General features: G+C 72.0%; 16 protein-coding genes. 11 read left to right on the top strand and 5 right to left on the bottom strand.

Annotated elements, in window-relative coordinates:
* Positions 1-9: 9 nt before the first annotated feature.
* Positions 10-1194: a glycosyltransferase gene (locus tag ABEA46_RS10990; protein ID WP_345544588.1), complete on the bottom strand. Its 1185-nt coding sequence runs from the start codon at positions 1192-1194 to the stop codon at positions 10-12.
* Positions 1195-1342: 148 nt separating this feature from the next.
* Here ABEA46_RS10990 and ABEA46_RS10985 point away from each other — a divergent pair, with 148 nt between their 5' ends.
* From ABEA46_RS10985 to ABEA46_RS10955, 7 genes are all read left to right on the top strand, one after another.
* A complete protein-coding gene (locus ABEA46_RS10985; RefSeq protein WP_345544587.1) occupies positions 1343-1606 on the top strand; it encodes a glutaredoxin domain-containing protein in 264 nt (87 codons plus the stop codon).
* A gap of 33 nt (positions 1607-1639) precedes the next feature.
* Positions 1640-2488, top strand: coding sequence for a tryptophan 2,3-dioxygenase (gene kynA / locus ABEA46_RS10980; protein WP_345544586.1), 849 nt, complete (start codon positions 1640-1642; stop codon positions 2486-2488).
* Positions 2488-3468 carry a hypothetical protein gene (locus ABEA46_RS10975; protein ID WP_345544585.1) on the top strand — a complete coding sequence of 327 codons (981 nt, stop codon included), beginning with the start codon at positions 2488-2490 and terminating at the stop codon, positions 3466-3468. Before kynA ends, ABEA46_RS10975 begins: the two co-directional genes overlap by 1 nt.
* Positions 3455-4720: a kynureninase gene (locus tag ABEA46_RS10970; protein ID WP_345544584.1), complete on the top strand. Its 1266-nt coding sequence runs from the start codon at positions 3455-3457 to the stop codon at positions 4718-4720. Before ABEA46_RS10975 ends, ABEA46_RS10970 begins: the two co-directional genes overlap by 14 nt.
* A gap of 14 nt (positions 4721-4734) precedes the next feature.
* Positions 4735-6141 carry an MFS transporter gene (locus tag ABEA46_RS10965; protein ID WP_345544583.1) on the top strand — a complete coding sequence of 469 codons (1407 nt, stop codon included), beginning with the start codon at positions 4735-4737 and terminating at the stop codon, positions 6139-6141.
* A 248-nt stretch (positions 6142-6389) separates the two neighbouring features.
* A complete protein-coding gene (locus ABEA46_RS10960) occupies positions 6390-8159 on the top strand; it encodes an aldehyde dehydrogenase family protein (RefSeq protein WP_345544582.1) in 1770 nt (589 codons plus the stop codon).
* Positions 8156-9835 (top strand): GMC family oxidoreductase, encoded by a 1680-nt coding sequence (locus ABEA46_RS10955; RefSeq protein WP_345544581.1) that lies wholly within the window; start codon positions 8156-8158, stop codon positions 9833-9835. The genes ABEA46_RS10960 and ABEA46_RS10955 overlap by 4 nt, the downstream gene beginning before the upstream one ends.
* Positions 9836-10078: 243 nt before the next feature.
* Here the strand turns inward: ABEA46_RS10955 and ABEA46_RS10950 are convergent, their stop codons facing one another.
* The gene (locus tag ABEA46_RS10950) at positions 10079-11317 is read right to left on the bottom strand and encodes an FAD-dependent monooxygenase (protein WP_345544580.1); all 1239 of its coding nucleotides are present in this window, start codon (positions 11315-11317) and stop codon (positions 10079-10081) included.
* Positions 11318-11423: 106 nt separating this feature from the next.
* Here ABEA46_RS10950 and ABEA46_RS10945 point away from each other — a divergent pair, with 106 nt between their 5' ends.
* A complete protein-coding gene (locus ABEA46_RS10945) occupies positions 11424-12011 on the top strand; it encodes a TetR/AcrR family transcriptional regulator (RefSeq protein ID WP_345544579.1) in 588 nt (195 codons plus the stop codon).
* A 267-nt stretch (positions 12012-12278) separates the two neighbouring features.
* On the opposite strand, the gene ABEA46_RS10940 is transcribed toward ABEA46_RS10945, so the two are convergent.
* The 3 genes from ABEA46_RS10940 to ypfJ all read right to left on the bottom strand — a co-directional run bounded on the left by ABEA46_RS10940 (position 12279) and on the right by ypfJ (position 16160).
* Positions 12279-13862 (bottom strand): DEAD/DEAH box helicase, encoded by a 1584-nt coding sequence (locus ABEA46_RS10940; protein ID WP_345544578.1) that lies wholly within the window; start codon positions 13860-13862, stop codon positions 12279-12281.
* 382 nt (positions 13863-14244) lie between these two features.
* Positions 14245-15291 (bottom strand): prolyl aminopeptidase, encoded by a 1047-nt coding sequence (gene pip, locus ABEA46_RS10935; RefSeq protein ID WP_345544577.1) that lies wholly within the window; start codon positions 15289-15291, stop codon positions 14245-14247.
* Positions 15288-16160 carry a KPN_02809 family neutral zinc metallopeptidase gene (ypfJ, locus tag ABEA46_RS10930; RefSeq protein ID WP_345544576.1) on the bottom strand — a complete coding sequence of 291 codons (873 nt, stop codon included), beginning with the start codon at positions 16158-16160 and terminating at the stop codon, positions 15288-15290. The genes pip and ypfJ overlap by 4 nt, the downstream gene beginning before the upstream one ends.
* Positions 16161-16250: 90 nt before the next feature.
* On the opposite strand from ypfJ, the gene ABEA46_RS10925 reads away from it, so the two are divergent.
* Genes ABEA46_RS10925 through ABEA46_RS10915 form a run of 3 tightly spaced genes read left to right on the top strand, consistent with a single transcriptional unit; the run spans position 16251 to position 19665 of the window.
* The gene (locus tag ABEA46_RS10925) at positions 16251-17276 is read left to right on the top strand and encodes a malate dehydrogenase (protein WP_345544575.1); all 1026 of its coding nucleotides are present in this window, start codon (positions 16251-16253) and stop codon (positions 17274-17276) included.
* A gap of 39 nt (positions 17277-17315) precedes the next feature.
* Positions 17316-19154 (top strand): cation:proton antiporter, encoded by a 1839-nt coding sequence (locus ABEA46_RS10920; protein WP_345544574.1) that lies wholly within the window; start codon positions 17316-17318, stop codon positions 19152-19154.
* Positions 19155-19200: 46 nt separating this feature from the next.
* A complete protein-coding gene (locus ABEA46_RS10915) occupies positions 19201-19665 on the top strand; it encodes a recombinase family protein (protein WP_345544573.1) in 465 nt (154 codons plus the stop codon).
* Positions 19666-19705: the final 40 nt, after the last annotated feature.

Below are 19705 nucleotides of genomic sequence, written 5' to 3'. Positions count from 1 at the left end.
CGACGAGGCCTACAGCTCGCCCGGGGCGGAGGCCTGCGCGTCGAGCTCGTCGACGAGCACTCGAGCCGGGGATGCCGCGACCCCCGCCTTGCGCGGCGCGTAGACCACCAGCGAGTGGAACACGAACCGCACGAAGAACGCGATGACGAGCGTGATGGCCGTGGCGACGACCGCCGAGATGTGGCCGCTGGAGACCATCACCGCCACGATCGGGATGCGGATGACAGCCTCGGCGTTGTTGAACGCGAACGACTTCGCGAAGCGCTGCCACACCCCCGAGGCGTTCTCACGCATGTCCTGGAAGACGAAGCGCTCCTGCAGCAGGAAGTTGCCGATGATCGTGACCTCGGCGGCGATGACGGCCGCGACGATGTAGTCCACGTCCAGGTGCGTCAGAGCCCAGACGATCGCGATGTTCGCGATGGCGCCGAGGCCGCCGATGATCGCGAACAGCGACATCTTGCCGAACCGCAGCGCGGTCAGCTGCGTCAGGAAGTGCACACCCTGCCGCACCGATGCCTTCGACTCGCCGGCATGGCGGTCGGCGAAGTCGAACGGCACCTCGGCGACCCGCATCGGGCGCCGCGCGAGGATCTCGAGCAGGATCTTGAACCCGCGGGGCTTCAGCTGCGCGGCGTCGACCGTGCGCCGGTCGACGAGGAAGAACCCGGTCATCGGGTCGGACACGTCCTTGAGGCGGATCGGGAACATCGCGCGCGTCAGCGCGGTGGCCCCCTTCGACACCATCACCCGCGTGCGGTCGGCGAGGCCCTCGGCCGTGCCGCCGCCCACGTACCGCGACCCGATCACGACGTCGACGTCGCCGCGCGCGAAGCGCCGCCACAGCGCGGGGATCTCTTCGGGCGGGTGCTGCAGGTCGCCGTCCATCACGAGGCAGGCGTCGGAGACCGCGGCCTCGAACCCCGCCATGACGGCGCCGCCCAGCCCGCCCGTCGGGTGGTCGCGATGGATCAACCGCACCGGAAGAGGAGCGGATGCCGCATCCTGCGCGCGTTCGGCGGTCACGCGATCGGCGACCTCGCGGATGACGTCGGGGGTGGCATCGGTCGAGTCGTCGACGAAGACGATCTCGGCCTCGATGCCGGCGCCGTCGACGGCGGACGCGACGCGACGAACGAGCTCCTCGATGTTGGGAGCCTCGTTGAACGTCGGAACCACGATCGACAGGAGCATCGCCGCACATCCTTCCACGCGCACCTGAACGGAAGGCGGGGCGTTCAGCCAACCCTGGGGATACGCGCGGCCCGCACCGGGTTTCACCAGGTCCGGGGAGGAAGCCGCGTCCGGCGCCCGTCCAGGCGGCGCGGGAGACAATGGTGGCATGACCTCCCCCTCGGACTCCACCATCACCATGTTCGGCGCCGACTGGTGCCGCGACTGCATCCGCACCAAGAAGCAGCTCGACGAGCTCGGCATCTCGTACACCTACGTCGACCTCGTCGCCGACCCCGCCGCCGCGGACGTCGCCCGCGACATCTCGGGCCGTACGAACATCCCCGTCGTCGTCTACCCGGATTCCTCGCACCACGTCGAGCCGTCGAACGCCGACGTCGAGACGAAGCTGCGCGAGCTCTCGCTGATCTGACGCTCCGGGGCGCCGCTCACCTAGGCTGAGGCCGTGAGCGTCGAACGGAACACCCGCGCCATCGAGGGAACGGTCGTCACCGACTTCCAGGACCGGATGAGCTACGGGGGGTACCTCGATCTCGACACGCTGCTGTCGGCCCAGCGGCCGCTGAGCGACCCCGAGCATCACGACGAGCTGCTGTTCATCGTGCAGCATCAGACCACGGAGCTGTGGCTGAAGCTGATCCTGCACGAGCTCGCCGCCGCGTGCCGGCTGCTGCGCGAGGACCAGCTCGCGCCGGCGCTCAAGTGCATCGCCCGCGTCAAGCACATTCAGCGGACGCTGACCGAGCAGTGGTCCGTGCTGGCGACCCTGACGCCCGCCGAGTACGCACAGTTCCGCGGCGTGCTGGGCAACGCCAGCGGCTTCCAGTCCGCCCAGTACCGCGCGGTCGAGTTCACGCTGGGCAACAAGAACGCCGCGATGCTCAAGGTGTTCGCGTCGGATGCCGCCGCCCACGCGCTCGTCGCAGAGGCGCTCCAGGCGCCGAGCCTGTACGACGAGTTCCTGCGGCTGCTCGCCCGCACCGGGTACCCGATCCCGGCGTCGGTGCTCGAGCGCGACGTCACGACGGCGTGGACGTACACGCCAGAGCTCGTGCCGGTGTTCACCGAGGTGTACCGCGATCCCCAGACGCACTGGGCGGCGTACGAGACGTGCGAAGAGCTCGTCGACCTGGAAGACAACTTCCAGCTGTGGCGGTTCCGCCACCTGAAGACGGTCGAGCGCATCATCGGGCTCAAGGTGGGGACCGGCGGCTCCAGCGGGGTCCCGTTCCTGCGCCGGGCGCTCGACCTGACCTTCTTCCCCGAGCTGTACGCCGTGCGGACGGAGCTGTGATGGCCCGCGACCCCTTCGCCCTGCGCGCGCTGCTCGGACCCGACGCCGCGTTCTGCCGCCGCGCCATCACCGGCGAGCACGGCGTCTCGCTGCCGCCGTTCACCGACCATCACGTGCACCTGCACCTCATCGACGAGGCGTCGCTCGCCCCGGGCGGCGTCGCCGCGGTGCTCGACCTCGGCGGCGACCCGGTCGCGCTCGCACAGCGCGACCCGCACAGCATTCCCCGTGTGGCATATGCCGGCGCGTTCCTCACCGCGCCCGGCGGCTACCCCGCCGGGCGCCCGTGGGCGCCACCGGCGACGGTGCGTGAGATCAGCGACGCCTCGACCCATCCCGGCGTCGCCGGAGGCGCCGCGACCGCAGTCGACGAGCAGGTCTCGTTCGGGGCATCGGTCATCAAGGTCGCGCTGAACAGCACGGCGGGGCCCGTCCCCGACGACGCCACGCTCGACGCCGTCATCGCCACGGCGCACGAGCGCGGGCTGACGGTGGTCGTGCACGCCGAAGGCGAAGGGATGCCGCAGCGCGCGGCCGAAGCCGGCATCGATGCGTTCGCCCACACGCCGTTCAGCGGCGTGGTCGATCGCGCGGTGATCGTGCGGGCGGTCGCCACCGGGCAGGTCTGGATCTCGACGCTCGCCATCCACGGCGGCGACCCCGCGGCGGCGCAGTCCGCGCGCATCAACCTCGCCGCGTTCGCCGACTCGGGCGGCCGCGTGCTGTACGGCACCGATCTCGGCAACGGCGACCGGCCCGTGGGGATCGTCGCCGAAGAGGTCGCCGAACTCGACCGCGCCGGTGTGCGCGGCGCGGCACTGATCGCCGCGATGGCCGACCCGTGGCCCGCCTCGGCACCGCCGAGCGGCGTGTCCACGTTCGTCGCGGGTGAGCCCCCGACCGGCCTCGACGACGTCGCCGAGTGGCTGGGCGGCGCGACGGTCGTGCCCACCGAGGAGCTCATCCATGACGAGTGCTGACGCCGTGACCGTCGAGACACTCGCGGAGGAGGCATCCATTCTCGATCGGACGGACCCGCTGCGGGCCTTCCGCGACCGGTTCGTCGGCGCCGAGACCTCGCTCGTGTACTTCGACGGCAACTCGCTCGGCCGGCCGCTGCGCGCCTCGGTCGACCGCTTGGAGCGCTTCGCCCGCGACGAGTGGGGTGGGCGGCTCATCCGCGGGTGGGACGAATCGTGGATGCAGCTGCCGTTCGACATCGGCGACGCGCTGGGCCGCACCGCCATCGGCGCGGCCGCCGGCCAGACCGTGATCGGCGACTCGACCACCGTGCTGCTGTACAAGCTCGTGCGGGCCGCGTTCGACGCCGCGCACGCGGCGGACCCGGCGCGCCTCGAGATCGTCGTGGACCGCGACAACTTCCCGACCGACCGTTACCTCGTGGAGGGCATCGCCGCCGAACGCGGCGGGCGGGTGAGGTGGGTCGACGTGGCGCTCGATGCGGGCGTCGAGCCCGAGGCGCTGCGCGCCGCCGTCGGCCCGTCGACCGCCGTCGTGCTGCTGTCGCATGTCGCGTACCGCTCCGGCTACCTCGCGGATGCCGCAGCCCTGACCCGCATCGCGCACGATGCCGGTGCGCTCATCGTCTGGGATCTCTGCCACTCCGCGGGGTCCGTGCCGGTGCGGGCCGATGCGTGGGGGTTCGACCTCGCGGTCGGCTGCACCTACAAGTACCTGAACGGGGGTCCGGGCTCCCCCGCGTTCGCGTACGTCGCGGCGCGGCTGCAGGACAGGCTCGCGCAGCCCATCCAGGGCTGGATGGGCACAGCCGACGTGTTCGCGATGGGGCCGGAGTACCGGCCGGCGGCCGGGATGCGGCGCTTCCTGTCGGGCACGCCGCCGGTGGTCGGCATGCTCGCGATGCAGGACACCCTGGCGCTGCTCGACGAGGTCGGGATCGACGCCGTGCGTGAGAAGTCCGTGGCGCTCACGGAGTTCGCCGTGCGCGCGTCCGACGCGCTGCTCGCCCCGCTCGGGGTGACTGTCGCGTCGCCGCGCGATCCCGGCGCGCGCGGCGGCCACGTGACGCTGTCGCACCCGGCGATGCGCGCGGTGACCGCGCGGCTGTGGACGCAGGACGTCATCCCCGACTACCGCGATCCCGGTGGACTGCGCATCGGCCTGTCGCCGCTGTCGACATCGTTCGCCGAGACCCTCGCGGGGCTCCGGGCCATCGAGGAGGCCGTGCGCGCGGAGGGCCCCGGGCGCTGACCTACACTGGCGCGATGGGCAATGAGGCTCCGTCGGCACCCGAAGCCGCGGCATCCACTTCTTCGCGCCTGCGCGCCGGGACGATCGCACGTTACGCGACAGGGTCCCTCGGCACGGGCGGGTTCGCCACGCTGCCCGGACTCGTGCTGACCTACTACCTCACCGATTCGCTGGGGGTGGCCGCCCTCGCGGCCGGGGCGGTCATCACGATCGCGAAGGTGTGGGACGTCATCATCGACCCCGTGATCGGCGCGCTCACCGACCGCGATCTCGCACGCCACGGCAGCCGGCGCCGGCTCATGCTGATCGGCGCATGCGCCCTGCCGCTGCTGTTCGCGGTGACGTTCGCCGTGCCGCCCGCGCTCGGGCCCCTCGCCGCGGGCATCTGGGTGCTGCTGGCTTTCACTCTCACGGCGACCGCGTTCAGCCTGTTCCAGGTGCCGTACATCGCGCTGCCCGCCGAGCTCACGCCGCGCTACGACGAGCGCACGCGCCTGCTCACCTGGCGCGTGGTGGTGCTCACCCTGGCGATCCTGCTGTTCGGCGCCGGCGGCCCGGCGCTGCGCCGGGTCTCGGACGACCCTGTGGTCGGGTATCTGGTGATGGGCATCGTTTGCGGCGTCGTCATCGGACTCGGGATGCTGGTCGCCACGACAGTCGCGAAGCGCAGCGCCCCCGCACCCGCCGTCGCCCCGGCACCCGCCGTCGCCCCGGCCGCCGAGAACCCGGGGATCCGCGAGCACTACGCCGCCGGCATCCGCGCGCTCCGCCGCAGCAGGCCGTTCCGGATGCTGCTGTCCACGTTCGTGCTGCAGGCGCTCGCGACCGGGCTCATGCTCGCCGGAGCCCAGTACGTCGCGACGTGGGTGCTGCACTCGGAGGCGGCGGTCGAACTGCTGTTCGTCGCCCTCATCGCGCCCGCGCTGCTGGCCGCACCGGGCTGGGGCGCGGTCGCCCGCCGCATCGGCAAGGAGCGCACGTTCGCGATCGCGAGTGTCGTGTTCGCAATCGCGGCACTGACGATCCTGGGCGTGCTGTGGGCGCCCGGCGACTGGATCTACGTGCCCGTCGGCGTGGCCGGCATCGCGTACGCCGGCATGCAGTCGCTGCCGATGGCGATGCTGCCCGACGTCATCTCGCATGACGAGCAGACGAACGGCCCCGGTCAGGCGGGCTCGTTCAGCGGGGTGTGGACGGCCGGCGAGACCGTCGGCTTCGCGCTCGGCGCGACCACGCTGTCGCTCATCCTCGCCATGACGGGATACGTCTCGCGCGCGGCGGGTCAGGTGGTGGAGCAGCCGGATGCCGCCGTCGCAGGCATCGTCGTCAGCTTCAGCCTGGTGCCCGCCGTCCTGATCGCGCTGAGCCTCGTGACGCTCGCCCGGTACCCGCTGCGTCGCGCCGACATCGACGCTTCCTGACGCCCCGGTCGCGGCATCCGGCTGACCTGTCGCACAGCATCGGATCCGCGCCTGCGGAGCAGGCTCTCGGACACCCCGACGAATGGATGCCGCCACCCGGCGTGTCGCCTGCGTCCCCTCAGGTGAGCAGTGAGACCGGGTCGCGAGGAGGGTGGGACCGGGTGCCGCGCGGGACGGAGGGTGACGTAGGATGCCCGGTGACGGACTCACCCGACCCGGGTCCCGGGCACGAGTTCGAAGGAGAGCACATGTCCCCCACCTCCTCCGCCGCCGCGAAGGCACCCGCGAAGCCCCGCGCGAAGAAGGCCCCAGCCGGCACCGCCCCCGCGCTGCCCGAGGACGATCGCGTCGCGCTCGACGCCGACATCGACCGGCTCGAAGAGGGCTCGCGCGTGTGGGCCGCCCTCACGCTCGACCAGCGCGCGCGCCTGCTCGGCCGCGTGCGCGACGCCGTCGGCGCGGTCGCCCAGGAGTGGGCCGACGCGGCCACGATGTCGAAGGGGCTGGAGCCCGGGCACGCGCTGTCGGGCGAGGAGTGGCTGGGCGGCCCGTACGCCGTGATCGGGCTGCTGGACGCGCTGCGCGAGTCGCTCGAGGCGCTGTCGAAGGGCAAGAGCCCGCTCGACGGCGTGCCCCTGGACACCGCGCCGGGTGGACGCCTGCGCGCGCACACGTTCCCGCTGAACGGCACCGAGAAGTTCCTGCTCTCGGGCTTCACGGGCGAGGTGTGGTTCGAGCCCGGCGTGACCGCCGCCCAAGCGCGACGCGAGGCCGGCCTCGGCCAGCTGACCCCCACCGAGCCGGGCGGTGTGGGCCTCGTGCTCGGCGCCGGCAACGTCACCTCCATCCCCGTCGCCGACGTGCTCTACGAGCTGTTCGCCCACAACCGGGTCGCCCTGCTCAAGGTCAACCCGACGCAGGACTCGCTCGTGCCGGTGTTCGAGCGGGCACTCGCGCCGCTCATCGAGCCCGGGTTCGTGCGCATCGTGCGCGGCGGTGCCGCGACCGGTGCGTACCTGACCGCCCACCCGCGCCTGGTGCACGTGCACATCACCGGGTCGGCGGCGACCTTCGACGCGATCGTGTGGGGCCCGGGTGCGACGAGCCGCGAGACCCCGAAGCTCCAGGTGCCGATCACCGCCGAGCTGGGCGGGGTATCGCCCATCATCATCGTGCCGGGGAAGTGGTCCGAGGCCGACCTCAAGTACCAGGCCGAGCACGTCGCCACGATGCGGCTCGTCAACGCGGGGCACAACTGCATCGCCGGCCAGCTCGTCATCGTGAGCTCGGACTGGCCGCAGCGCGCGGAGTTCCTCCACCAGCTGCACCAGGCCTACGCCGCGGCGCCCGAACGCCCGGTCTGGTACCCCCGTAGCGACGAACGGCTCGGGGCCGCGGCATCCAGCTATCCCGACGCCGTGTGGTGCGCCGATCACACGCGCGCGATCGTCGAGGTGAAGGACGGCGACGACCCGGCGCCCGTCGAGACCATCGAGTACTTCGCGCCGATCCTCGGGGTCGTCGAGGTCGGCGGCACGGGGCAGGAGTTCCTCGACGCGGCCGTCGCCCACGCGAACGACAAGCTCACCGGCACCCTCGGCGCCAACGTCATCATCGACCCCGCCACCGAGGCGGCGCTCGGCGACGGCTTCGAGCGGGCGATCGCCGAGCTGCACTACGGCGACATCGCGATCAACACGTGGACGGCCTTCAACTTCCTCACCGCGCGCCTCACGTGGGGCGGGTTCCCCGGCGCGACGCTCGCCGACGTCTCGAGCGGCATCGGGGTCGTGCACAACGCGCTGCTGCTCGACCGGGTGGAGCGCTCGGTCGCCCGTGGGCCGTTCCGGCCCTTCCCGCGGTCGGTCGGCAAGGGCGTGTTCACGATCCTGCCGACGCCGCCCTGGTTCGTGAGCTCGCGCACGGGCGCAGAGGTGAGCGCCGGCCTCACCCGCTACCTCGTCGACGGCAGGATCCCCGGACTCGTCGCGACGCTCACGAAGGCCATGCAGGCATGAGCCGCCGGCGGCCCTCGCTGTTCGGACGCGACGGGCTCGAGGCCGACTACGTCGTCGTCGGCGCGGGCTCCGCGGGTGCGGCGCTCGCGGCGCGCCTCAGCGAGGACCCGACGGTGTCGGTGCTCCTGCTGGAGGCCGGCGGGCCCGACAAGGCCATGGAGCTGCACGTCCCCGCGGCGTTCTCGAAGCTCTTCCGCGGCGCGTACGACTGGAACTACGACACAATCCCGCAGCCCGCGCTGGAGGGACGCTCGGTGTACTGGCCGCGCGGCAGGACGCTCGGCGGCTCGTCGTCGCTCAACGCGATGATGTGGGTGCGCGGCTTCGCCGCCGACTACGACGAGTGGGCGGATGCCGCCGGCCCGCTCTGGTCGTGGAGCGCCCTGGTCCCCTACTTCCGCCGCGTCGAGCACACGACCGACCCGGCCGATCCGACACAGGGCACCGACGGCGCGCAGGCGGTCGAGCACCAGCGCGACCCCCGGCCGCACACCGCCACGTTCCTGTCGGCGGCGCGGGAGGCCGGGCACCCCATCACTGCGGCCAACCTGCCCACCGGCCAGGGCTTCTCGCAGACCATGGTGAGCGAGCACCGCGGCGGTCGCGCGTCGACGGCCGACTCGTACCTCCGCCCGGCCAAGGACCGCCCGGGTCTGAAAGTGCTGACGGGGGCCCACGTGCGGCGCGTGACGTTCGACGCTCCGACAGGGTCGGTCGCCGCCGGCGCGAACGACGACGCCGAGCCCCGCGCGACCGGCGTCTATGTCGACCTCGACGGCATCACGCGCCACGTGCGTGCCCGGCGCGAGGTGATCCTCTCGGGCGGGGCGATCAACACGCCCCAGCTGCTGATGCTGAGCGGCATCGGCCCGGCCGGGCATCTGGCAGAGCACGGCATCGACGTCGTCGTGGACAGCCCCGACGTCGGAGCCAACCTGCAGGACCACCTGGTCGCCGGGCTCGCGCCCGAAGCGACGGGCGGCACGCTGTACGACGCCGAGAAGCCGGCCGAGCTCGTGAAGTACCTGACCTCGCGACGGGGGATGCTGACCTCGAACGTCGGCGAGGCCTATGGCTTCGTGCGCACCCCGGTCGCCGACACCGCCGGCATGCCGAAGGGCCTGCCCGACATCGAGATCATCTTCGCGCCCGTGCCGTACGTGGGAGAGGGGCTCGTGCCGACGCCGGGCCACGGCCTGACGGTGGGCGCGATCCTGCTGCGTCCGCGCAGCCGGGGCACCGTCCGGCTGGCCTCGGCCGATCCGGCCGCCGCGCCGCTCATCGACCCCGCGTACCTGTCGGATGCCGACGGCGTGGACGCCGCGACGATGCTCGCCGGCCTCGCCGAGTGCGAGCGCCTCATCGACACCGACGCGATGCGCACGATCACGACGGGCGGCTGGGTGCAGCCCGACGGCGGCGAGCACATGACGCCCGCCGAGCGCGCGGAGCTGTCGATGCGCCGCTACTCGCACACGCTGTACCACCCGGTCGGCACCGCGCGCATGGGCACCGACGACGCGTCGGTCGTCGACTCCGAGCTGCGCGTTCGCGGCGTCTCCGGCCTGCGCGTGGCGGACGCCTCGGTCATGCCCACCGTGATCCGCGGCCACACGAACGCGCCCGCGATCGTGATCGGCGAGGTCGCCGCCGACCTGCTGCGCGGGCGGCGCTGAAGCGGCTGCGCGCCGGAGCGTTTCGTCTGCGCGCGCCGGAGCGCGCTCCGTTCAACGACCAACTGGTCCCGGTCGTTGAGCGAGCGAGGTACGAGCGAGACGAAACGCCCTGAGCGCACGGTCGGCGTCGTGCGCCGCCGCTGACCGCGTCGGAAAGCGGGACACGTCGGCACTGAACGCCACGACAGAGGGGGAGTGGATGCCGGGCGCCCGGCATCCACTCCCCCTCCGTTCGACGCGAGGTCACACGACAGGCACGGCGACCTCGGGGAGCGGCAGCGTCTCGCCGCCCGCGAACATGCGGCGCACGAGCGGCAGCGCGGCACGCGAGAACAGGACCCGGGTCATCGCGCGCGACATGGCCGCCTCGAATCTCGTCGCCGGCACCATGCGCTTGATGCCGCCGCCCGGGATCTCCTTGCCCTTCTCGGCGAACGGCGCGATATCGGCCGAGTACGCCCGCAGCGCCCCGGGGGCGTCCCCGGGCATCGCGGCCAGACGCGCCGCGAGCAGGTACGCCCCGATGAGCGCGGTCGCGGTGCCCTGCCCGGTCATCGGCGAGCCGCACGACGCGGCGTCGCCGAGCAGCACCACCCGGCCGTTCGCGACGTCGGGCACGTCGATGCGCACGAGCTCGTCGAAGTACAGATCGGATGCCGCGCCCAGGGCCTCGAGGACGGCCGGCGTGTGCCAGCCCGCTCCGGCGATGCGCTCGCGGATCAGCGCCTCCTGCGCGGAGCGGTGGCCGCGCAGCGACGAGTCACGGTCCATGCGGAACGTCAGGATGGCCTTCGAGGTCGACGAGTCGCGGTCGGGGCGGATCCCGACGGTGGCGCCGGGCACGAAGCGCAGGGCGAACCAGCCCTCTTCGAGGTCGGCGGGCGTCGGCATCGTGAAGAACGCGGCGTAGCCGCCGAGGTACGTGGCGAACCGCTCCTCGGGTCCGAACGCCAGGCGGCGGGTGACCGAGTGCACACCATCGGCGCCGACCACGATGTCGAAGCGGGCCGGAGCGGCGTGCTCGAACTCGACGTCGACACCTGTCGCATCCTGCGCGAGGGCGGTCAGCCGGTCACCGAACCGCAGGTCGAGCAGGCCAGGGGCGGCGTCGGCGGCCGCGTGCAGCGCATCGAGCAGCACCTGCGCGAGGTCGCCGCGGGCGATCTCGATCTCGGCCACCGCACCCTCGCCGTCGAAGTCGGCCATCGACATGCGGCCGAACACCTTGCCTTCACCGTCGACGTACGACATGCCCTCCTCGTGGACGCGCAGCCCGTCGATGCCGGGCATGATGCCCATGCGCTCGGCGACCTCGCGGCTCGCGCCACGGAGGTCGACGGCCTGGCCGCCCGGGCGCGGCGCGTCGGCGCGCTCGACGACGGTGGTGCGGATGCCGGCGCGGATGAGCTGCAGGGCGAGGGCGAGGCCGGCGATGCCGCCGCCCGAGACGAGGACGTGCGGCGTGCTGTCGAAGTCGTTCATGAGGCATCCCATCATCGGTTAGACGTTTGTATGAGACATATGTCTAACAGATGATTTGGACGCTTGTCTAGTACGTCTGTCTAAGACGCGTGGGTACGATGGGCGCATGGGCAATCGCGAAGACCTCCTGGCCGGTGCACGACAGGTGATCCTGGAGCGTGGGGTCGCCAAGGCGACTGCCCGCGACATCGCCACGGCGGCGGGCGTCAGCCTCGCCGCCATCGGGTATCACTTCGGCTCCAAGGACGAGCTCATCAGCGCCGCGCTGACGGAGTCGCTCGGCAGCGGCATCGGCGACGCCATGGAGGCCGTCGTCGACGAGACCTCCGCCCTCCCCCTGATCGCAGGGTTCACGGCCATGTTCGACCGCATGCCCGAGATCTTCGCGAGCAACCGTGAAGAGCTGTTCGCGAGCCTGGAGAACTCCGTGCGCGTGGCGCGCGACAAGAGCGGCAGCGAGGCGCTCGTGGATGCCGTCGGCCAGGCCCACCTCGGAATCGTCGAGGTGCTGCGCAAGGCACGCCCCGACCTCGCCGACGCCGACCTCGACGCCATCGCCAAGCTCGAATTCGTGATCGTGCAGAGCCTCGGCCTGCTGTGGATCATCAGCCCCGAGTCCCTGCCGACGGGCGAGGAGCTCGCGCGCGCCGTCACCGCGATCGCGAGCGACGGCCGCGCCACCGTCGCCGACTGAGCGGCGGCCTCTCCCGCGCCGCAGCTGCGCCGCCAAGAATTCAGGAGACACGCCGCGTGCCAGGCCGCTGAGGCTGCGCGCGGGCGCGCTGCTCCTGAATCCTCGACGGCCGAGGCCGGCGCCGGACGCCGAGACAGCCCCGGCCGCACGGTGCGGACGGGGCGCTTCGTCTTGATCCTTCGTCGTTCGCTCAGGGGCCCGCGGGTGACGAAAGACGAAACGCCCTGCCGCGAGGAGCGACAGGGCGTTTCGAGGAAGGACTGCGTATCAGCGGCCGCCGCGGCGGTTGCCGCCGTTCTGACGGACGACCGAGCCGACCATCAGCTTGCCGGTACCGCCGGACGATGCGCGGCGACCGGGCGTGCGCGGGTTGCCCGCTGCCTGCTGACCTGAGCGGCCGTGGCCGGCGCTCTGGTCCTGACGCTGGTGCGAAGACTTCTCGTGAGTGGATGCCGCGTCCCGGCGCTGACCGCCGGCAGCCTGCTGACCGGCGCCCTGGCCGCCCTGGCCCGAGCCGCCGCGACGGCGACGACCGCCCTGGCCGGATCCGCCGTTGCGGCCCTGGCCGCCGGCATCCGTCCGCTCCTCGCGCGCAGCGCGCTTGCGCTGGGCGTTGGCGCCCTGGCTCTGGCCACCACCGCGGGTGGGAGCCGCGACCGGCGCCGGCTTGACGTACGGCGCGACCTGGCCGACGAGCGCGGTCACCTCGGCCGACTCGGCCGTGACGGCGACAGGCTCGACCGAGATCGCGGCCTTGCGCAGCAGCTGCGACACGTCGCGCTTCTGCTCGGGGAGCACGAGCGTGACCACGGCACCCTCCGCCCCCGCGCGGGCCGTGCGGCCCGAGCGGTGCAGGTACGCCTTGTGCTCCATGGGCGGGTCGACGTGGATGACGAGCTCGACGTCGTCGACGTGCACGCCGCGGGCGGCGACGTCGGTCGCGACGAGCACCTTCACCTCGCCCGACGAGAACGCCGCGAGGTTGCGGTCGCGCGCCGCCTGCGACAGGTTGCCGTGCAGGTCGACCGCGGGGATGCCCTGCGCGGTGAGCTGCTTGGCGAGCTTCTTGGCCTGGTGCTTCGTGCGCATGAACAGGATGCGGCGGCCCATGCCCGACGCGAGCGCCTTGACGACGTCCTTCTTGGCGTCGGCGTCGGCGAGCGTGAAGACGTGGTGCGTCATCGCGGCGACGGGCGAGTGCGCCTCGTCGACCGAGTGCAGCACCTCGTTCTGCAGGAAGCGGTTCACGAGCTTGTCGACCCCGTTGTCGAGGGTCGCGCTGAACAGCAGCCGCTGACCGCCCGACGGCGTCGCGTTCAGGATGCGGGTGACACCCGGGAGGAACCCGAGGTCGGCCATGTGGTCTGCCTCGTCGATGACGGTGATCTCGACGGCGTCGAGGTGCACGAAGCCCTGCTTCATGAGGTCCTCGAGGCGGCCCGGGCACGCCACGACGATGTCGACGCCGGCGTTGAGGGCGTTGACCTGGCGGTTCTGGTTCACGCCGCCGAAGATCGTGGTCGTGGTGAGGTTGTAGGCCGCAGCCAGCGGCGCGAGCACCGCGTCGATCTGCGTCGCGAGCTCGCGGGTCGGGGCGAGCACGAGGCCGAGCGGGCGGCCCTTGCGGCGGGGTCCGCCGGCGAGGGTCGTGCCCAGGCGCGCGACCATCGGGATCGAGAAGGCGAGCGTCTTGCCCGAGCCGGTCTTGCCGCGGCCCAGCACGTCGCGGCCGGCGAGCGTGTCGGGGAGCGTGTCGACCTGGATCGGGAACGCGGTGGTCTTGCCCGCCGCGGCGAGCGCGGTGACGAGGGGCTGGGGCACGCCGAGCGCGCCGAAAGTCGTTTCGGTCATGAGTGTCTGTCTCTGGGCACGACGGTGCCCTGTCGGTGGCCGGGGCGGATCTCGCCCTCGGGTCGCCGTACGAAAGATGTCAGCCGGTGCGAGTTCGGATCTCGGGATGCCGGCGAGGGAAGCGTTCTACGACGCGAGAAGCGCGGGGGAACGCGCTGCAAGGTTCTCCACCCTACCAGTGAGCGGCTGGGCGTTCCCCGTCACCGGCATCCCGTCTCCGCCCCTCATCCCCTCATCCCCCTGTTCCCTGGTCGACAACGCGGTTTCTCGCCGAACGGCCACGTTGTCGCCGGGCATGACGTGGTTTCTCGGCGAGAAACCGCGTTGTCGACAGAGGAGAGAGGCGTCGCGCGCTCGGGCTCGGGTGCGAGTGCGCTTCCGCTCAACGACCGGAATCGGCCTCCGCCGGCTCCGGCTGCGGCTCCGGCTCCGGCTCCTCGATCTCAGCGACGTCCGCCGCCCGGCCGAAGCGGTCCGTCGCGGCACGGAGCGCTGCGGCGATGCCGGGCTCGGAGGCCGCGTGGGCGGCATCCGGAATCATCACGAAGTCGGCCTCGGGCCACGCCCGATGCAGGTCCCACGCGGTCATGGCGGGCGTGCACACGTCGTAGCGTCCCTGCACGATGACGGCGGGGATGTGGCGGATGCGGTCGACCCCGGCGATCAGCTGTTCGGGCTCGAACCAGCCGCCGTGAAGGAAGTAGTGGTTCTCGATGCGCGCGAACGCGACCGCCTCGCGGGGCGACGTCATCGCCTCGACGAGCTCGGGATCGGGGAGCAGCGTCAGGTTCGACGCCTCCCATCGGGTCCACGCGACCGCCGCCGGCACATGCACGGCAGGGTTCGGGTCGGCGAGCCGGCGGTGGTAGGCCTGCAGCATGCGCGAGCGCTCGAGGATCGGGATGGGGGCGATGAAGTCCTCCCACAGATCCGGGACGATGGATGCCGCACCCCCCTCGTAGAACCATTCCAGCTCGTGGCGGCGCAGCGTGAAGATGCCGCGTAGCACGATCTCGGTCACCGCATCGGGGTGCGCCTGCGCATAGGCGAGCGCCAGGGCGCTCCCCCACGATCCGCCGAAGACCTGCCACGCCGGGATGCCGAGGTTCTTGCGCAGCAGTTCGAGGTCGGCGACGAGGTGCCACGTGGTGTTGTGGCGCAGGTCGGCGCGCGGCTCGCTCGCGTGCGGCGTCGACCGGCCGCAGCCGCGCTGGTCGAGCAGGATGACGCGGTACACGTCAGGGTCGAAGAAGCGGCGGTGCCAGGCCGACGCACCCGCGCCGGGGCCCCCGTGCAGGAACACCACGGGCTTGCCGTCGGGATTGCCCACCTGCTCGTAGTAGACGCGGTTGCCCTCGCCCGCCAGCAGCGTGCCGGTGTCGTACGGCTCGATGGGCGGATACAGGATGTCGTCGAGATGCTCGTTCATAGGCTTCCCCCCGGAACGCCGAAAGTGTCGCAGGCTGAGACACCGCCCTGGTAGCCCAGCTGGAACCAGCGCTGTCGTTGCGCGCTGGAGCCGTGGGTCCAGGTCTCGGGGTTCACGAAGCCCCCGGACTGCTGCTGGATGTTGTCGTCGCCGACGGCGCCCGCGGCATCGATCGCATCTGCGATCTGCGCCTGCGTCGGGGCCTGCAGATACGGTACCCCGTTCTCGTCGCGCTCCTCGGTCATCGCCCCGACCCAGGCGCCGGCGAAGCAGTCGGCCTGCAGCTCGGTGCGCACGCCGTTGCTGGCGGCTCCGCTGCCGTTGGTCGGATACTGCTGCATGATCCCGGCGATGTTCTGCACATGGTGCCCGTATTCGTGGGCGAGCACGTACAGCTGTGCGAGGTCGCCCGCCGATGCGCCGAACTGCTCGCGCATCAGGCCGAAGAAGGTCGGGTCGACGTAGACCGTCTCATCGCTCGGGCAGTAGAACGGCCCCGTCTGATTGGATGCCGTCCCGCACGGCGACGAGGTCGAGCCGTCGACGATCACGAGCGTCGGGGCGCGGTAGCCCTGCACCTGCGTCGTCCAGTACTCGTCGAGCACGACACTGCCGGCGGCGAGCCGGCAGGAGTCGTCGGCATTGGCGTCGGCGCCGGTCTCGCACTGGGCGATCCCGGAGTCGCTGCCGGCCGCTCCGGTCTGCGGCGCGAGCGGCAGGACGCTCGAGAAATCCTGCCCGGTGAACAGCTGCAGCAGCAGGACGGCGATGGCGCCGAGGCCTACGACCCCGCCGCCTGCGACTGCCACGCCCGCCCCGCGACGCCGCGCCGTGTTCCCCCCGACGTTGGCGTTCTCGTTGAACGTCATGTGTGTCACGGTACCGCGAGAGCCTGATCGGAGCACGGAACAGGCCTGCTTTCCACAGGAATCGGGATGCCGCGGGCATAGGCTCGGGGCATGGCGAGCGCACCCACGACCGTGACCATCACCGGCGGCGGAGGGCAGATCGGCTACGCGCTGATGTTCCGCATCGCCGCCGGCGACATGCTCGGCCCCGACCGTCCGGTGCGGCTGCGGCTGCTCGAGATCCCGCAGGGCATGAAGGCGGCCGAGGGCGCCGCGCTCGAGCTGCAGGACTGCGCCTTCCCGCAGCTGGTCGACGTCGACGTCACCGACGACCCGCTCACCGCCTTCAACGGCACACGCATCGCGATGCTCGTCGGCGCACGCCCGCGCACCGCCGGCATGGAGCGCGCCGACCTGCTCGCCGCCAATGCCGGCATCTTCGGCCCGCAGGGCAAGGCGATCGGCGCCGTCGCCGACGACGACGTGCGCGTGGTGGTGGTCGGCAACCCCGCGAACACGAACGCGCTCATCGCCGCCGCATCCGCTGCTCCCCACGTTCCCGCCGACCGTTTCACCGCGCTCACGCGCCTGGACCACAACCGCGCCGTCGGCCAGCTCGCCGAGGTGCTGGGGCTCGGTGCCGGCCGGATCGAGGGCGTCACGATCTGGGGCAACCACTCGGCGTCGCAGTTCCCCGACGTGGCGCACGCCGTCGTCGACTCGAACGACACGATGGTGATCGATGCGCTCGCAGAACGGCTGGGCGGGCGTGAAGCGGCGACCCGGTGGCTCGACGACACCTTCATCCCGCGGGTCGCCAAGCGCGGCGCCGAGATCATCGAGGTGCGCGGCTCTTCGTCGGTCGCCTCGGCCGCCAACGCCGCAATCGACCACCTGCGTGACGAGCAGCTGGGCACGCCGCACCGCACCTGGACATCGGCGGCCGTCGTCTCGCGCGGCGAGTACGGCGTGCCCGAGGGGCTCGTGTGCTCGTTCCCGGTGCGTTCGCACGGCGAGGGGTACGAGATCGTCGAGGGCCTCGACCTCGACGATCGCGCACGTGCCCGGATCGATGCATCCGTCGCCGAGCTGGTCGCCGAACGCGACGCGGTCACGGCTCTCGGCGTCCTGGGCTGACGGCGCTCTGGGCAGGGGCGGCGCAATAGGCTCAAGGCCATGGAAGCGCTGGTCGTCGTGATCCTGGCCGTGATCGCGATCGCGGTCGCCACGGCCATCGCCCCGAAAGTGCGGATCGCCGGCCCGCTGATCCTCGTGGTCGTCGGCATCGTCGTGGGGCTGCTGCCGTTCGTCGAGGTGCCTGAGATCGATCCGGAGTGGATCCTCGTCGGCGTGCTGCCGCCGCTGCTGTACTCGGCGGCGGTCGCGATCCCTGCCATCGAGTTCCGCCGCGACTTCGGCGCGATCGCGGGGCTCTCGTTCGTGCTGGTGCTGGTCAGCGCGGGCGCGCTCGGGATGCTGTTCCACTGGCTGATCCCGGGCGTCGACATCTTCCTCGGCGTCGCGCTGGGCGCGATCCTGAGCCCCACAGACGCCGTGGCGACCTCGATCGTCAAGCGCCTCGGCATCTCGGGGCGCGTCGTCACGATGCTCGAGGGCGAGAGCCTGCTCAACGACGCCACTGCCCTGGTGCTCATGCGCACGATGGTGGCCTCAGCCGCGTTCGCGGTGTCGAGCGGCTCCGCGGGCGAGGCCGGCGTCGAGGCCACCGACGCCGCCTTCGGCTTTCTGCCCGCGTTCGCGTGGGGCGTGTTCATCGCCCTCGTCGTCGGCGGTGTCGTCGGCTGGATCAACCTGCGGCTGCGCGCCCTCGTGCACCACGCCGCCGCCAACACGGCGATCGGGTTCGTCGTGCCGTTCGTCGCGTACCTTCCGACCGAGCACCTCGGCGGGTCTGGGCTCGTGGCTGCCGTCGTCGCGGGCATCGTCACAGGCCAGGGCGCCGCGCGACGGTTCTCGCCCGAGCAGCGCCGATCGGACGAACTCACCTGGCGGACGGTCGAGCTCATGCTCGAGGGCGCGGTGTTCCTCATCATGGGCCTCGAGCTCAAGCAGATCGTCACCGACAACTTCGCCAAGCACAACGGTCTCGGCACCGGACTCGAGATCGCTGCGCTCGCGTTCGTGGTGATCATGGTGGTCCGCACGGCCTACGTGTCGCTGCTGGTGTGGCTGCAGACCCGCCGCGCGGCCCGCAAGCAGCAGTCGAAGGAACGGCTGGAGTCGTTCAACGACCGGCTCGACCAGATCGCGGACGGCGCGGTCGCCCTCCCGCGGGGCGGCTCTCGCGCGGGCGAGCGGGGCGGCCCCCGCGAGAGCGGGCGCGGCGGACGCCGCGGAGGACCGGGCGCTCCGATGGACGAGGAGCGCACGCAGCGGCGCGTGTCGTCGATGCGACGACGGGTCACCACCGCGCTGCAGGACATCGACTACTACCAGTCCGAGCCGCTCGGATGGAAGCACGGCACCGTCATCGTGTGGGCCGGCATGCGCGGAGTCGTCACCCTCGCTGCGGCGCAGACCCTTCCCCGCGACACCCCGTCCCGCGAGCTGCTGGTGCTCATCGCGTTCGCGGTCGCCGCGGGCAGCCTCGCGATCCAGGGCTCCACGCTCCCGTGGCTCGTGAAGGTGCTGAAGTTCCCCGTCGCCGCCGGCGACGGCGCCCTGCAGCGCGAGATCGGACGCCTGGATGACGAGCTTCGCGTTGCGGCGGCATCCGCTCTCCACGACCCCCAGTTGAAGCGCCGTGACGGACGCCCGTTCTCTCCCGAGCTGATGGCGCAGCGAGCGCGCTTCGCGCAGCCGCCCCGCGAAGAGGTGAGCAACATCGACCCCGTCGAGCTGTTCGAACTGCGGCTCGCGTCGATCACCGCGATGCGCGCCGAGCTGGAGCAGCTCAGCCACGGCGGCGCGTACAGCACCGCCGCGTTGCGCCACGCGCTGGCGGAGCTCGACGCGGACCAGCTCAGCGTCGAGCTGCGCCTGGGCGACGACTGAGCCCCGGCCGGGTGAGACAATGGGGGCCGAGCAAGGGGGCACTCATATGAGCGACACGACACCGACGACCCGTCCGGATGCCGTCACGCCCGACACTGCGCCGCTCACTCTTCCGCACACCGCGGCCGAGTGCCCGAAGTGCTTCACCGAGCTGCAGGGCGACCGCACCTGGTGGCTGGCCCGGCCGGCCGGTTCCCGCCTGGTCGGGCTCGTCATCGCCCGCGACGACATGCCGTCGGTGGTCGAGCAGCGAAACGACCTGACGCGGTTCGGCGTGCCGATCGAGGGCTTCCGTCACCCCGCGCCCGAGACGCTGGAGTCGTGGGAGGAGCGCCTGACCCGCCTGTTCGGCCGCCTGACGCGCGGCGACGTGGTGGTCGTGGCGAACGTGCACGCACTCGGCCGCGACATCGACGAAGAGACCCGCACCGTCACCGAGCTGCACCGCCGCGGCATCGTGGTGAAGGTCGTCAGCCACGGCGGCCGGCACCTCTACGACGCCGGGCGCTGAGCTCGCCGCCCGGTCGCCCCGCGAGCGGCGACGAGACGTC

It is taken from the genome of Microbacterium jejuense (assembly GCF_039544225.1).
In the GTDB taxonomy this organism is placed as follows: domain Bacteria; phylum Actinomycetota; class Actinomycetes; order Actinomycetales; family Microbacteriaceae; genus Microbacterium; species Microbacterium jejuense.
Note: the sequence above shows the minus strand (reverse complement) of the source record. Positions and strands in the feature narration are given on the sequence as shown.